The sequence below is a fragment of the Mesorhizobium sp. 131-3-5 genome (assembly GCF_016756575.1).
In the GTDB taxonomy this organism is placed as follows: domain Bacteria; phylum Pseudomonadota; class Alphaproteobacteria; order Rhizobiales; family Rhizobiaceae; genus Mesorhizobium; species Mesorhizobium jarvisii.
This window is the reverse complement of the sequence record NZ_AP023255.1, coordinates 455,234-470,147: the sequence shown is the minus strand read 5'-3', so window position 1 is coordinate 470,147 and position 14,914 is coordinate 455,234. Positions and strand designations below refer to the sequence as shown.

Here is a 14,914-nt window from a genome sequence, read left to right as displayed (position 1 = left end):
CGGCCTCAGAAGCGGCGCCCAATCGGAAACATTAGCACCTCCGCGTTTTGGCTCGGCTGCTTGAACTCCTCGACGGCAACTGCCTCAATTAGCAGATCCAAGGCTTCGCGCCCTCTCTGGCTGATCGGGTCATCGCCTCGCAGGTAATGATATGCTCGATCTAGATGCACTCGCGCGGCGGAAAAATCGCTTGTCATATGACCCTCTCAGTTGCCGCCCGCGTTAGCCGTCTACGAGGTGAGGGTCACGCAATCGTCAATATCCACAGACGGATTTGATTTAAATCGCAGATGACCCGGGAGAACCAAACACCGGCTTGTCCTATCCGAGAGCTCCTTGATTATGTCGCCGGCGGGCCCGGTGGACTCTGCAATAGGGTTGCTTGGCAGGACGCCACTATGGCTTTTCTGCGTTCTGTCTTATCGCTGTGACATTTCCCGCACAGGATGACGTTAATGACACTCTTTCCCGCGTGAGGTGAGGTGATGAGAGCAGGTTAGAGTGACGCGCGGCAGGGAGGACAGGAGGCGATGGCAAAGGCTGAAACTCGGTAAGACAGCGCAGACCGTCACGCTTGCTACAAAGAGAATGTTCTTCGAAGAGTATCGTTATGATCGATCCGGCGTCGCGAGGCTCGGCCGGCTGAAGGAGGACGCTGGCAATGATGCGGTCAGGGGATGGTTGGCACGATCCACGCCAGGCACCTGCACGGATCACCCCGCAAAAGTGGCGGACGGGACCTGGAATCGAGCCGACATTGCGAGATTTTCGCGGCCGTGGCGGCTTCGCTGTCTGCTGTCCGCAGGCCGAAGCGCGCATCAGATGAGGGCCAGCGGTGGGTGCATCGCCGCCGGAACCGCGGGGATGACGAACACGACCTTCGCCGGCTAGGACAGCGGCACTGCGAACTCAATGTTGGAGGCGCTACGCCGCTCGATCTAGCGGAGGCGTGGCGAGTCGATGCGGCCGGCCAAAACCCGCGCTGCCGCTCGATTTCGGGAAGGATCCCTTGCCGCTTAAATATGATTCACCGATGAAGCTTAGGGTGTCGACCATGTCGAGGTGTTCGTCGCCAATGATTATCCGGGCGGCAACTGGACGATGCCAATTATTCGGGACATCACTCCCAATTCGATAATGCCCTTTTATGCGACTTTAGAAGCACAGAACGCGAACATTAAGAGGTTTGCACCAGCACAGATCCTCCTGTGTTGACGTCTCCCCTCGCCGACGCCAAGGCATGCGAATTCCGTCTCCAAGACCACCTAATTGTGGTCGTTGAAACCGTATCTCCTACGGCTCACGACGTCCTGTCAAACACGGAAACGCTGACGGAACACACCCAACGCGTCCTGTGAGAATTCATTGCATGATACTCCCTCAGTCCGCATCGCGTCGCGGGCGGCTTTGAGGTGAGGATATCGCTCGATCAGTTCGTCCAGCACTTCGTCCGTCAGATTTTTCTCGCGTCCGGGCATTTTTGTGCTTACGGGCTTTTTCTCCTTGATCATGTGAGGCTCCATTCGTTTCCTGGTCGAAGTGATAGTTGTCGAAGAAATGTTGGTTCAGCTCCGGTCGGAAATAGTGCTTGCGGTCGATCCAAATGAAGCCATCTCCCTTGGAGATAACAGCAACATCAACCGGTCCGCCGACCGTCTCGGTGCTTAATGACATGCGCTTTTGAAACCAGTTCAAGCTGACTAGCCGCGCGGCTGCAAAACCCAGCTCATCCTTCGGCATATTCGCAATCGCCTGTTTGATAGGGCCGAGGTGTTTTTCTTCTCGCTGCTCATTCAACTTTTGGATCAAGCTTTTGATGGCTTTTTTGCTTTCGGGACGAAACTGACTTTTCCACTTGGCGCGCTGTTCATCAGTCAAGTCCGCGATCGCATCGACGATGGCGTCCGGCAGATTGGTCACGAGGTCTGCAATCTCCTTCGTCATACGAAGTTCAAAGCCGGGATTCATCCCATGGAGAAAGGTGTTGACCATGTCGCCATCAGCGAAAGGGACAATAACCGATGGCGTATCGCAATCGATCCTTCGAACCTCACAGCAGCGATATTTGAGCCGACCTTCGAAAACGTCGCCGATCTCCATAGACTGCATCACAGGGAAATGCTCATCTTCTCCGAAGCCTGCAACCACGATGCCGCTCAGCGAAAAGCTGGGAATTCTCTCCTTGGAGACGATCAGCCTCGCCAGTTCGTAAAGCGCCTGCATGGTCTCCGAATCGATCCGAAATGGACCGAACGCAGCCGCAATACGTTTGCTTATTTCGCCCGAGAAGCGACCGGTAAGGCGCGCTCCAACACCTTCAGCGAGACACGATGCCTCCGCCTCGCTCTTCCAGCTGTTTCGCTCTTTATTGATGATCTGTCGCGCGATGTCACTCGAGGCCGGCGGCGGATCGGTGCCATCAACGAACGATGCGTAGATTGCGTCTTCGATGCGGTTCTCAAGTAATGCGAAAAGCGTCTCAATTGAGCGAAGATAAAAACGATCCTGCAACGCCGCAGGAAACAGTCTTTCGTTCCTATCAAGGAAGCCGATCAGCGCGCTGCCATATTCTTCTAACGTCGCAAACCTGGAGTTGCCGAGCTGCCGCCGAAACACCTTGATGATCGTTTCCCACGGCACTCCAAGCAGGGCTGCGTTGTCATAAACCATCACTCCGACAGGGTGGCGCTTAGATAGCATGAACAGCTTGTCGGCAGAGTTGAAGACTTTGTCACCCTCGCCATTGTTGACTGTCGCAGCACTATCGCTGGCAAGCGCGACGCCAAGGCTGTTCATTACGACGACCTCGGATGTCATCGGGTGGGCTCGTCAAACCACCGATACCCAAACGCCACAGCCCGCGGCAAAGCGCGGGCTTGGAAATAATAACGCCTAAACAGCTCGCTCATCCCATTGCTGACCCGTCGTCCGTGCGCAACAACTCATCCAGCATTTCTGCAATTTCGGCATCCTCCGGCTCTCGACTCTTGAATGCCATGCTGATCCGCGTCGGCAGTTCAGGTCGCGAAGCGATAAGGCGACCGAGAAGCCGACGTCGTCCAGCCGCGTCACGGGGAACCGCGCGCCTCGCAGCTACTTTGGGGTAGGCTGGGGCGTGCCCGACCGATGCGTGTGAAACGGTGGATCTGAACTGCGCTAGCCTCATTGCGATGAAAGAAGAGGTTTCATCAGCCTCGCCTCGCGCAGTCGCCGTCATGTCGCCATTGACAGTGCCAGCAACAATGTCCTCACAGCCTCGCAACAGCGCGTCGAGGCGATCTGCAGGATCAAAATTACTCATGCTCAACTCCTTCCGGATATGCGCGGACAAGACAGCGTCGGATTCGACGCTGCGCCGACGCATATTGCTTTGCCGTTAGATCGGCTTGCGCCTGGATTTCATGCGGCTCAAGTCCCTTGGCTAGGCCATCAAGGATTGCGAGTGCCGCAGCGTCCCCATCGAAAAGCGACAAGATTTGGCTGATCATCTGACGCGCGTGGATATCCCGTTCAGGTCCAGGACAGTCACTTGCAGTTGTCGTGAGGACCGATTCCTGACCCGAGCGTGTCAGGAGATCGGCCTCAATGGTAATCGGTCCAAACTGCCATTTGCGGCGGTGTTCGCTTGCGAGGCTTCTCATCACCTCCCGCATAAACAGAAGAAAGGGCAATCTACGCGGCCATTTGCGTGTGCCATCCAGAGCCTTGTCGATCGCGTCATGTAGCAAATCCCGCCACTCGAACCCGGGAGCATAACGGGCCCGAAGCTTGGCAATCAGGTTGAGGCGAGCGATTTCAGTGATGTCAAGCGCTGCCAAAGCTTGCGCGACTTCATCGCTTGTTGCGACCTCGTCGCCCTCAGATACTACCTTAGCTTGCGTGCGCATGTTTCCCTATGCTGACGAAGCCGCGGGTCTCGGACAGCCGCCCTGAAAAAAATTTGGCGGCGTTTTGCTGTCTGCAACACGAAGCGCCGTCAGCATCATCTGATGCAGAGAAAATAGCAAGGAGCTGCGCGATGAGCGATGATGATGAGAAGGACGTGAAGGACAAGAAGTCCTATAAGGTCCAGATCGACAAGGAACACTACGAGAGCAATAAGGCGCAGCCAACAGCCCGTGAGCTGTTGGTTCTCGCCGGAAAGTCGCCTCCGGAGCATTTCGCGCTCTACTTCAAACCCAAGCGCGGGGCGCCCGAGCGGATCGAGATCGACAAGGAAGTCGACTTGCGCGAGCCTGGCGTCGAACGGTTCGTAACCTTGCCGCTCGATCAAACTGAAGGACTGGGTACCGACCGCCGGGAGTTTGACCTCCCGGCGGAGGACGTTGAGTGGCTTGTGGCAACCGGTCTTCGCTATGAACTGGTAAGAGAAGGGGGCGTGCTTAGGGTTGTTATTTACGGTTACCCATTGCCGCCTGGCTACAATGTAAGCGCAGTGGACGTGAACGTGCGCATCGACACGGGCTACCCCGAAGCGCAAATCGATATGGCCTACTTTTACCCAGAACTGCAACGGAGCGACGGCCGCTCAATTGGCGCACTCGCTGCAGAATCGTTCGATGGAAAGGTATGGCAGAGGTGGAGTCGCCATCGAACGCCCGCTAACCCCTGGCGTCCGGGAGTCGACAATCTTTCCACCCATTTTGGCCTCGTCGACAGCTGGCTGTCACGTGAACTTGCGAAAGCTTAAACGATGGCTGTTTCGCTTACCCTTACATCTGCTCAAAGGGACGCACTTGTGCAGCATCTCTTTCCCAGTGACCGGTGTGAAGCCGTCGCGCTGTTGCTGTGCGGTCGCCGAGCGGGCCAATCCCGTCATCGGCTGATGGTCCAGAAGGTCGTTACTATCCCATATGATCAATGCAGTGTTCGACTACCTGATCGCGTAACCTGGTCAACAGCCAAACTTGAGCCGCTCCTCAACGAAGCAGCGCAACGCGACTTGGCGGTCGTCAAGATACACGGCCATTTTGGCTACGATCAATTTTCCAGCGTCGATGACGCTTCGGATAAGGAACTATTCCCGAGCATCTACAGCTGGACCGATGGCGGTCCGCACGGCAGCGCGATATTGATGGATGACGGCCGCATTTTCGGTCGCGTGGTGGATGATGCAGGTCATTTCGAACCGTTTTCTCATGTGAACGTCGTCGGAGACGACCTCTCCTTTTGGTATTCTGATGGCGAAACTTGTGTTGAGACCTTTGGCAAGCGGGTCGCCCAGGCCTTCGGCGCCGGCACCTACTCGCGACTGCGTCGACTCCGGATTGCTGTGGTGGGATGTTCTGGAACCGGCAGCCCTGTTGTCGAGCAGCTTGCGCGAAACTGTGTCGGAGGGCTCGTTCTCGTCGACCCCGATCACGTCGAAGACAAAAACCTAAATCGCATTCTTAACTCAACTATGGCCGATGCCGCAGCGGCGCGACCGAAAGTGGATGTTCTTGCGGAAGCAATCCGCTCAATCGGCCTTGGCACCGAAGTCGAGACATACTGCGCCGATTTGTTCCACCCGGACGTCGTTCGCGCGATTGCAGGTTGCGACATTGTGTTTGGATGTATGGACAGCATTGATGGGCGGCACCTGCTCAACAAACTGGCGACTTTTTATCTCCTCCCCTACTTCGATCTCGGCGTAAAGCTTGAGGCCGATGGGCAAGGAAGCGTCGATCAAGTCTGTGGCACGGTTCATTATCTGCAACCTGGCGGATCCAGCTTGCTGAGCCGAAACGTCTATACGATGGAGCAGGTCCGCGCTGCTGGGTTGTTTCGCACCGACCGTGCTGCGTATCAGGCTCAACTTGCACAAGGCTACATACGAGGTGTGGCTGAAGACCGGCCGGCGGTTATCCAGCTGAATATGTTGATTGCGAGCCTAGCCGTTAACGAGCTGCTCGCCCGACTGCACCCCTATCGCATCGACCCGAACAGTGACTACGCGATCCACCGGATTTCCTTGAGCCACGGTATCTTCGAGCACCTTGAGGACGGCAGCCCATGTTTGGCCCTTGAACGCCACATCGGTCGGGGCGACGTGACGCCATTGCTCGATTGGGCCGAATTGAGTGAACAGAGGGAGGCTGCTTGAACTGGATTCGACGCCTTTTTCGGTCCCTTGGCGATCGGTTATTACCGCGCTACCGCGCGGTATTCGTAGACGATTTGCCGGATCGACTGAAGGAACGCCGGATATACCTTGTGGGTGAAGATCGAGATTCGTGGCAGGCGGCTATGATTTGCCCATGTGGATGTCGCGCACGCATCCAACTGAGCTTGGTCCCTCGCGACAAGCCAAGCTGGAAGGCGGAAGTGGGATGCGCTGGTGTGGTTACACTCAAGCCGTCGATTTGGCGAGTGAAAGACTGTCGAGCACATTTCTTTGTTCGAGCCGGTCGTATCGTTTGGGCTCGAGACAGTGGCATTGCGCAGCCCCCCCGACATGGAACTCGGCCACGTTCGTAGCCAGTCCGCCGACAATGGAGAGATACGCGTTGAAAAGTAGGCGCGGCATCTAATCTCGAGTTCTCATTGTAGTCCGACCTTCAGGTCGCTCAGGATTGTCGCGATCCCGGTTTCCTGGAGAAGTGGACCATGCTTAATCGAATGAAGCTTCGGGATTGCGCGGTCGTAGATCGCCAGATTTGTTTCACCATTCAAACGTGAGGGATAAATTATTCCGTCCGGTCGAGCTGGGTGCTCATATATGGCGAGCGACCATCGGCGTGCCAAACTCTGTCTCGAGCCTCGGGCTACATCGCTGGGAATGCCCATTCTCAATGGTCCGTCGCCCCGGAAGTCTACGAGTGACAGCGCTGCGGTGACCTCGACCAACGCGTAGCTGCGTGCTGCAAGATCGTACTCGTCCAACAGGAGATCGCCGATCCGGCCATCGCCTTGGTCGCGCAGCACCGCCTCGACGAAGCAGACCTTTATGCTGCTGCCTAGATAGACGACACCGAAGCGACGATCGGGCGATCGACGGCGAGGATCGCTAAATCGGCTTGGGCCTTTACCAAATCCAAGCGGGTCCCGGAAGCGTGTGAGCAGAATGCGCCCGAATTGCAGACCGACGTCGACTGTCGCGCTATCGAGCGAAACGGCCGCGAACCCAGATGGTGGATGGAGCCGCGGCACTCAGGCGAAGGTACCATGGGCAATGCTGTCGGCGAGGGCTAACGCCTCCTCCGTTTTGCCGCGTCGCAATGCCTCACGACCCGTCAGCCCATCGAGTTCTGGATGCGACTGTACGAGAAAACGATATACTGACCACGGCCCTCCACCCAATCGCTCGAAGAGACCTGGAAGCGCTTCAAACGGCTTTCCGTCCTCACCGAGCTGCCACGAAGGAAAGCGAAAGCCGCGCTTAGCGCCGTCGAGACCCAACACCCGACCGTTTTGACGTTTGGTGTTGACGGTCATTCGGCTGATACCTAACAGCGACGCGAACCTGTCCGCGCTCAGCATGTCCGCTTGAGCCAAGATTGCTGCTGCGTGAATCTTGCCGCGCGCGCGCGCCTGATCGAGCGCTACTGTCAAATCTTGGGCGGCATCCGCCGGCATATTGGTCAGTCGGGTGACAGTAGTATCGCCCGTCGGATCGACGTTGACACGGAAACTGACAGCTCGGCCCGCCGCCTGACTTTCGGCCATCGCCCTGCCGTAACCAGCCAAAAGGGCCTTTATCTTAGCAGGTTTCTTGGAGATCACATCGACAATGTTACGTGGAGCACGGAAGGTAACTCCGGCAGTGCCCTTAGGCAGAGCCGCGCCCGCACTTGTCATGAAGGCGGTCGTGAGCGTTTCTTGCGAAGAAGCTCGTTTGGGCCTCTTGGTGCTGCGGCTCTGTTTGTTTTTGGCTTGAACCATATCGTACCTCTTGGATGCCATATGGCGTCTTTCGTCAAGTTCGTCAAGTTCGTAAGAATCGATCTAGTCTTCTTTAGGGTTGTGTGACCGTTCGGACCGCGCGCTCGTTTTGGAGGATGCTGGAACAATGCCTCTGCCCCACGCGGCTCCCGGCCCTAAATCCTACAGACTGCCCTGCCACGCGTGGGGAGCTAGCTGTGAGCTTTCAGGAGGTTGTCCATTCGGACCGAACCGAGGAGACTGGAGTTACCAAGCTTCAGCACTCATCGGAGGGTCCGAATGAACATCCACAAGAATGCCCGTCTCACGCCGCTGCGTCGAGAGGAGATGGCGCTTTCGGTGATAGAAGGCGCCTTTTCCAAAGCCGATGCGGCGCGGACGTATGGCGTGTCGGCCAAGATCGTGGCTCGTTGGGTCGAGCGCTACAGGGCCGAGGGTAGCAAAGGCATGGTCGACCGCTCGTCGCGGCCCACCCATATGCCACAGGCCACCGTTGCGTTGATCGCCGAGCGCATCATGGCGCTGCGGCGGCAACGTTGGACCGGCAAGCACATCGCCCATGAGGTCGGCGTCTCGCCCGCCACCGTTAGCCGCGTTCTCAAGCGTGCCGGACTGTCGCGGTTGCGGGATATCGAACCGGCCGAGCCGATCCGACACTACGAGCGCGAGCATCCCGGCGAGATGATCCATATCGACATCAAGAAGCTCGGTCGTTTCGAGCGCATCGGTCATCGCATTACCGGCAAGCGCACCGGCAATGCCAGCTCGCGCGGCAGCAGTTGGGAGTTCGTCCATGTCTGCATCGACGACGCCTCCCGCATCGCCTTCTCGCAGATACTGCCCGATGAGAAAAAAGAAAGCGCCATCGCCTTCCTCAAGGCGGCGGTCGCCTACTACGCCAGCCTCGGCGTCGCGATAGCCCGCGTCATGACTGACAACGTCCTAAGCGCGGAAGGAAAGGGAGCCTGCAGTCAAGGTCTCCCTGTTCGTCAGCATGCTCTTGCTGCGTGACGTTGGTCAAGTCGTCGAACCAGGCGGCTTCCACCGGCAAGGGAAAAGGTCTCGTCCATAGCAAACACAGGGTACGCACGAAGGCGGCCCTCACCGTCCTCAACACGAGCTTCTGATCCAGGCGGAAGACCCGAACATTATCTACAGGGTCATCGAAGCGATGCCCTCACGGCCCTAGCTGACAGAGGTTCTTCCACCTGGCACCCGCCCCTCAACGAAGGGCCGGTAGTCGGAACCACCTTTGACGACGGCGTGCACGACACGCGCCATCTTGGCGGTAATAGCGGTCATTGCCTTGCGGCGCAGATCGGGATTGTCGCGATCCCTCGCGATGTAGCGTTCGAACTTATGACGGAAGCCATTCTCCCGCTGGCGGATGGCGACTTGTCCGGCGATCCACAGGGTGCGGCGCAGCCGAGCATTGCCGAATTTGGAAAGGCGGGTCTGGCCCCGATATTGGCCTGACTGCTGTGTCGAGAGGTCCAGCCCGCAGAACTTTAGAAACTGGCGATGATGACCGAAACGGCGAAGATCGCCGGCTTCGGCAATGATGGTCAATGCGTTGATCGGTCCGATGCCCGGGATTTGTCGCAGGAGTTGATAATCCTGGCTGTGCCGCAACAGCTCGTCGGCCTGGGCTTCGATCTCATTGCGCTGCCGGATCAGGCTGCGTGCTTCGTCAATGACCATCCGGAACATGCGAATGGCAGGCGCATCAAGCGGCAGCGGCAGTCCGATCGATGAGCGCGCCGTCTCGTAAATATCCATCAGAATCTGTGTCTTGCTGACCTTGCGGCCGACGACATCCCATGCTGCTGTCACAAACTCCTCCTTCGTCAGCCCCGTGATGCTTGCTGGGGTCGGAAAGGCATGGAGGAAGGCGAAGAACCAATCGCTGCGGCTGTTTCCCCGGAAGCGATCGATCTCGGGAAAATACAGCGGCAGGTAGTGCGTCAGGATACGGTGCTGGATCTCGGTCTTGGCCCGGGCGATCGCTTCATGTGTCTTCGACAGTTCCTGCACGTCGTTGATGCCGGCCCGCAGCGGATCATGGTAGACCTGTGTCGCCTGGATCCTGAGCATGTGCAGCATCACCTGGGCATCCTTTGGATCGTTCTTGTCCCAGCTGTTGTGCAACGCTTCTCGTGTTCGGGCCAGCGCCAGCGACGACACCAGCCGCACCTCAAAACCCGCTTCAGCCAGGCGCCATGCGATGGGCCGGTGATAGTTCCCGGTCGCCTCAAAGGCGCAGACCACAGGGCGGCCGTACGCCTGCAGCACTTCGATCAGATGGTCGTGTTCAACGCGGGTATTGAGGACCAAACGGCGACGCCGGCGCTTGTGGCCAGGTGCTTCGATCAGAACTTCATTGCGCACCTTGGCAATGTCGATCGCTACCAGCACCGCGGCGGCGGGTGTAGAATCTGAAGTGGTCATGGTCGGTCTCTCCGGAATGGGTTGTGAACATTCACATTCTAGAGAAACTTTGACTGGCCATGGCCGCCTCGACCGGTGCGCGCCTGAAAGCTGCGCGCACCGCTGTCTCGGCTGCCGCCGCTCCTTCATTCCGTAGGTGCTACGGCTCCTGCTACAGATCGAAGGCCTTCGCTAAGGCCTGCCGCGATCTCGGCCTCAAGCATGTCAGGACAAGGCCTTACACGCCCAAGACCAATGGCAAAGCCGAGCGCTTCATCCAGACAGCACTGCGCGAATGGGCCTATGCCATCGCCTATCCGACTTCAGATCATCGTGCCGCAGAGTTGCCGGTCTGGCTGCATCGCTACAATTGGCACCGTCCCCACGGGAGCCTAAAGTCCAAAACACCTATCAGCCGAGGCCATCGCTCTTGCGCAATCCTATGCGCCGACATTGGGGCCGACACTTGTCCTTCACAGCCGGAACGGCGTGTTTGCTGTCGTGGCCGGGACGCTTTACCAGGACAAGGCGAAGGCGAACCTGACCGCGCTCAAGGAACTGCACATCATCCCTCAGGATTCGTTTCTCTCGCGCGGGGACGGTCTGGATGGATTGATCTGGATGTCCTACCAGAGGGGAGCCTCTTTCGACTTCGCGACCCAGCCCAACTATCTGAGGCTCGTCCAAAGGCTCCAGGCGGCGATGTCCAAGCTTGGCCTATATTCCGGCCCTGTGGACGGCCTGATTGGGCCAACGACCGTTAAGGCCTTCAGGTCATACCTTGCGCGTTTCGACCTGCAGCCGGGTGCAATTCTCACCGACTACAGCCTGGCCGAGATCGAACGTAACGCCGGCGACGGCTTCCACAGCGACGAGGAGCGAAACGCCGCCCGCGCGCTCGGCTATACGGACGCGCAGAGCTTCAACGATGCAAGGTCCGGCGGCTTTACCTCGGCTAGCGCATTCGCGCAGGCGAAGAACATGGGTTTCACGACGCAGAGTGACTACGATGCCGCCGTGTCAGGCGGCTTTCGCAACCGCGATGAATACCAAAGTGCCCAGACAGGTGGATTCACGGCAGCCAACGAGTATCGAGCGGCCGTCCAGCTTGGCATACAGACAAACGCGGAACTGGTCGGTTATCGCGCATCGGGATTTTCCGATCCTGCCGCGTTCCGCGATGCCAAACAGAAGGGCTTTGGCGACAAGGCCTCTTACGACAAGGCGGAGGCCCGCAAACTGAAGGCGGCGAGAACCTCCGCGACGGCACTGCTCTCTGATGCCGAGACATTCCTGAAGCTGAACCCTCAGACCTCGAACCTCGTCGAGATCGCCGGTCAGGCCGCCGCGCTGAACACGCAGGTCCAGACAGATTCCACCGATGCGCTGGACAGTTCGGCGTTGCGGCTGAGCAACCTGCTCATGGCCGTGCCGGGATATTCCGAGTTTTCGGCGTCGAGGGACAAGGAGCGCGCCCGGGAAATTGAAAAGCGGAAGGCCGAAATCTTCGCCGAGCTACAGGCCGAACGTCAGGCGCTCAAGCATTGGATGAGCAGCCATCTGACATCGGCAAAGCTTCCCGAGGTCGTTCAGGAGGTGAAGGCGCTCGACGAGATCACCGACACGAATGACCTGGACACGCTGGCCGATGCACGAGAAGCCGTGCGCGCCATGATCGCCAGGCAGGCGCTGGCGGATGAACTGGATACAGGCAAGGCCGCTGACAGCCAGTCGGGAAGCGGAGCCAGCCAGGAAAGCGACAGCGCGACTTATGCGGTCACAGACTTGAACAAGGCCCTCCTTCGCGGCCCGCTGGAGGACGTAGTCGTCCTCTACAACGCAAGCCCGAAGGCGCCTTCGCTCCTGCGCACGATATCGGGCCAATTTTCTCTGACGAAGAATCAAGCCTGGATCTGCCTACTCGGTCCTCAAAGAACGCCTGCCTTGGATAAGGCCCTGCTCGAGGCCATCGACCCGATGGGAGCAAGGCAATAAACGTCAGCTCGGACTGCGGGGCGGGCGGCCTTGAAAGCGCCGACCTCTTCATGTCCAGCGCAAAACCTTCCTGGAGGCCCCGCCAACGCTTCAAGCGGCCTACCTCGAAGCGATGGAAGCCAAGACGATCCGCGTGTTCGATCCTACCTGCAAATCTCATTCAGACCGTCGAGGATTGGCTCCCCTCCATAGCGCGCTGAAGTAGCTCCGAGGCGTCGGCACCCCCGGAGGTCCTCACCGCCCTTCTTGCCCAACCTGTCCCTCATCCCCATCGGAAAAGTCGGGCATGATGTCGCCAGCCAGCAGCTTCTCCTTCGACAGCAGCCCGGCGTCCTCGAGCATCTCGAAATCCGGCAGCTGGCGCAGCGTGTCGAGCCCGAAATGCGACAGGAAGTTTTTGGTCGTCAGCGAGCCTGAAACGGCTTCTTCGTCGAGCAGTCTTTGGATCACCTCGCCCGCCCCCTTTGCCCTGAGCTTCGGTGCGACGGCGATGAGCCGCTCCGCGCGGGGCGACAACTCGGCGGCCAGCCGGCAGGACTCCGCCGCGGCGTGAACCAGCGCCAGGCAAACCGCGCGCTCAAACCCTTTTTCGCCGGGCCGGATGCGCTTGCCGCCGGCCTCGCGAAAGGCCGGACCAAAGGCCTGCGCCATCAGGAGCGGTAGCGGCCGCGGCCAGCGCAGGCTTTGCGCCAGCACCAGGTCGGCCAGCCACCAGGCAAAAAGCTCGGCATCGGGCCGCATGGCAACGACGTGGGCGGCGATCGCCGCCGCGGCGAACGGCGCCGGCCGCCCCGAGCGCGGCAGGTCGTCAATGTGTTCACAAAGCGCGGCCAGCGCCTCGACATCCCAATGGAGACCCAGCTGGTCGACGATCTTTTCGAGCTGATCGGCGCTGGCAACGGGCGGCTGCCCGGCCAACTGCCGCCAGGCGCCAAGGATGGCGCCGGCGGGGCCGGGATCGGCGCCGGGCGGGCGCAGGTGCCAGGCATCGCGCAGGGCGGCCTCGTCCTCTGAGCGGCCGGCGAGCCGCATGCTGGCGGCGGCGCATCTCAGCGCCAGCCGCTGGCGCCAGGCGCCGGCCCAGCTGGCTTGCGCGCGGGCCAGCGTGTCGAGCGCGCTCAGGGCGGCGCCGGCCTGGAAGGCGGCGTCGGCGTCGCTGGTATCGCGGCCGGGCGCGAGCGCCACTCACGTCAATCCGGACAGTCCCGTCTTCTCGTCGCGACTATCCCGGTACCCGGAGTTGGTCACGGCGACCTGCTTCCGAGCCACCTTTCGAATAGGCCGAGCTCGGATCACCAACTCTAAAGCTCCGCGTGATTGCCTATTCGATAAACCCTCCGTCAAGATTGCAGCGGCTAGAAGCCGCCGCAGCCGAACCGTCACAGCGTCCGCCCAATCGAACCTGAAATCATACCGGCCGGCGGACTTGCACGGGGGCTGTCAGTGGAGCAGGCGCGTGAAAGAGCACATGAAATAGGTGTATCGCCAATATTTTCGTATTGCTCTAATCGATTATAGTTGTGAAGCGCAATTTCAGCCTGTTTACTTGCCGCTCAAGTCACGCATAAAAGAAGGTAGCACCGATTCGGTAGCTTATCCCCTGTCTTTTGCGTACTCGCGGCCCGTGGCGCCGAGTGGACGATTGAAGATCGCCGGTCTCACTAGCAGGTGGGCACAAGCGCCTGGGGCCGGTTGGCAAGCCACAGGAGTAGGACAAATGTCGAAGGATTCGGGTAAGGGCGATCACGGCGGCGGGCCAGGCAAGATTGAGATCACGGTGGTGGTGAACGGCCAGCCCACGCAGGTCGAAGCCAATCCCAACCAGCCGCTTCACGTCGTTCGTGCCAAAGCCCTTGAGAACACGCAGAACGTCGCCCAGCCGGCCGAGAATTGGGAATTCAAGGATGAGGCCGGCAACCTGCTCGACGTGGACAAAAAAGTTGGCGATTTCGGTTTCGCGAACTTTGTGACCCTGTTCCTCAGCCTGAAGGCGGGTGTAGCAGGTGCCTGAAATCCAGACTGTGGACCCTGCGGTCTCGCGAGCGAAATTCGATCGGCAGATCGGCTGGTTCCAAACACAAGCGGGCGCTTACCGGGCTCAGGGTGGTTTCCTGATCGAGGCGAGATTCCCTACTGCCTTCTTCATCTTCGCACCGCCCAAGATAAGGCCACAGATAATCGGTGCAGCTGTCGAGATCGACTTCTCCAATTACGACCTCCGACCTCCGTCGGTAGTCTTCGTCGACCCCTTTACCCGCCGGCCGGTTGCCCGCAAGGATTTACTGCTAAGTATGCTCAGACGACCGCATCTACCCGGAACCCCACCGGATATGATTTCGGTCCTCATGCAGCAGAAAGCTCTGTCGCTATCGGACTTCCTCCAGGCCAACAGTGCGGAACATACGCCATTCCTGTGCATGGCAGGCGTCCGGGAATACCACGACAATCCAGCCCATTCAGGTGACTCATGGCTTCTCCACCGGGGTTCTGGCGAAGGCTGTTTGGCCTTTATCCTGGACAAGATCATCAAGTACGGGACCGGCCCCGTGGAGCAGATACAGTATCAGTTCCAAATCTCAGTGGGAGCGATGGTAGTACCCCCATCCGCCATTCCGGAATGAGCGTTTTG

At 58.9% G+C, this 14,914-nt stretch carries 13 protein-coding genes and 3 pseudogenes; 8 read left to right on the top strand and 8 right to left on the bottom strand.

Annotation, left to right across the window (positions count from 1 at the left end):
• Positions 1–5: 5 nt before the first annotated feature.
• The 4 genes from JG747_RS37395 to JG747_RS34720 form a co-directional block, all read right to left on the bottom strand.
• Positions 6–197, bottom strand: coding sequence for a hypothetical protein (locus tag JG747_RS37395; protein ID WP_109671438.1), 192 nt, complete (start codon positions 195–197; stop codon positions 6–8).
• Between the two features lie 1,183 nt (positions 198–1,380).
• Complete coding sequence (locus JG747_RS34730; RefSeq protein WP_199201288.1) at positions 1,381–2,817, bottom strand: hypothetical protein; 1,437 nt, start codon at positions 2,815–2,817, stop codon at positions 1,381–1,383.
• 88 nt (positions 2,818–2,905) lie between these two features.
• On the bottom strand, positions 2,906–3,301 hold the full coding sequence (locus JG747_RS34725; RefSeq protein ID WP_020628768.1) for a hypothetical protein: 396 nt from the start codon (positions 3,299–3,301) through the stop codon (positions 2,906–2,908).
• Positions 3,294–3,887, bottom strand: coding sequence for a hypothetical protein (locus tag JG747_RS34720; protein ID WP_019856495.1), 594 nt, complete (start codon positions 3,885–3,887; stop codon positions 3,294–3,296). Before JG747_RS34720 ends, JG747_RS34725 begins: the two co-directional genes overlap by 8 nt.
• A gap of 131 nt (positions 3,888–4,018) precedes the next feature.
• On the opposite strand from JG747_RS34720, the gene JG747_RS34715 reads away from it, so the two are divergent.
• The 3 genes from JG747_RS34715 (at position 4,019) to JG747_RS37965 (ending at position 6,459) form a co-directional block, all read left to right on the top strand.
• Complete coding sequence (locus tag JG747_RS34715) at positions 4,019–4,690, top strand: multiubiquitin domain-containing protein (RefSeq protein WP_199201287.1); 672 nt, start codon at positions 4,019–4,021, stop codon at positions 4,688–4,690.
• A 135-nt stretch (positions 4,691–4,825) separates the two neighbouring features.
• Complete coding sequence (locus JG747_RS34710; protein WP_019856493.1) at positions 4,826–6,085, top strand: HesA/MoeB/ThiF family protein; 1,260 nt, start codon at positions 4,826–4,828, stop codon at positions 6,083–6,085.
• A gap of 143 nt (positions 6,086–6,228) precedes the next feature.
• Positions 6,229–6,459 (top strand): DUF6527 family protein, encoded by a 231-nt coding sequence (locus tag JG747_RS37965; protein ID WP_394811861.1) that lies wholly within the window; start codon positions 6,229–6,231, stop codon positions 6,457–6,459.
• Between the two features lie 63 nt (positions 6,460–6,522).
• Here JG747_RS37965 and JG747_RS34705 read toward each other — a convergent pair whose 3' ends face one another.
• Positions 6,523–7,131, bottom strand: a complete 609-nt coding sequence (locus JG747_RS34705) for an RES family NAD+ phosphorylase (RefSeq protein WP_019856492.1) — start codon at positions 7,129–7,131, stop codon at positions 6,523–6,525.
• Complete coding sequence (locus JG747_RS34700) at positions 7,132–7,863, bottom strand: XRE family transcriptional regulator (protein ID WP_244748464.1); 732 nt, start codon at positions 7,861–7,863, stop codon at positions 7,132–7,134.
• A gap of 279 nt (positions 7,864–8,142) precedes the next feature.
• On the opposite strand from JG747_RS34700, the pseudogene JG747_RS34695 reads away from it, so the two are divergent.
• Positions 8,143–8,832: pseudogene (locus JG747_RS34695) on the top strand (leucine zipper domain-containing protein); the annotation flags it as partial.
• 191 nt (positions 8,833–9,023) lie between these two features.
• Here JG747_RS34695 and JG747_RS34690 read toward each other — a convergent pair.
• A pseudogene (locus tag JG747_RS34690) lies at positions 9,024–10,311 on the bottom strand (IS110 family transposase).
• 143 nt (positions 10,312–10,454) lie between these two features.
• Between JG747_RS34690 and JG747_RS34685 the strand changes: the two are divergent.
• Positions 10,455–10,709, top strand: a pseudogene (locus JG747_RS34685) (integrase core domain-containing protein); the annotation flags it as partial.
• Positions 10,710–10,779: 70 nt separating this feature from the next.
• Positions 10,780–12,285 carry a peptidoglycan-binding domain-containing protein gene (locus JG747_RS34680; RefSeq protein WP_199201600.1) on the top strand — a complete coding sequence of 502 codons (1,506 nt, stop codon included), beginning with the start codon at positions 10,780–10,782 and terminating at the stop codon, positions 12,283–12,285.
• A 234-nt stretch (positions 12,286–12,519) separates the two neighbouring features.
• Here the strand turns inward: JG747_RS34680 and JG747_RS34675 are convergent, their stop codons facing one another.
• A complete protein-coding gene (locus JG747_RS34675; protein WP_199201283.1) occupies positions 12,520–13,470 on the bottom strand; it encodes a DUF1403 family protein in 951 nt (316 codons plus the stop codon).
• A gap of 532 nt (positions 13,471–14,002) precedes the next feature.
• Here JG747_RS34675 and JG747_RS34670 point away from each other — a divergent pair.
• Entirely contained in the window at positions 14,003–14,296 is a 294-nt protein-coding gene (locus JG747_RS34670; RefSeq protein ID WP_199201282.1) for a DUF2604 domain-containing protein, read from the top strand.
• Entirely contained in the window at positions 14,289–14,906 is a 618-nt protein-coding gene (locus JG747_RS34665) for a putative metal-binding protein (protein WP_199201281.1), read from the top strand. The genes JG747_RS34670 and JG747_RS34665 overlap by 8 nt, the downstream gene beginning before the upstream one ends.
• Positions 14,907–14,914: the final 8 nt, after the last annotated feature.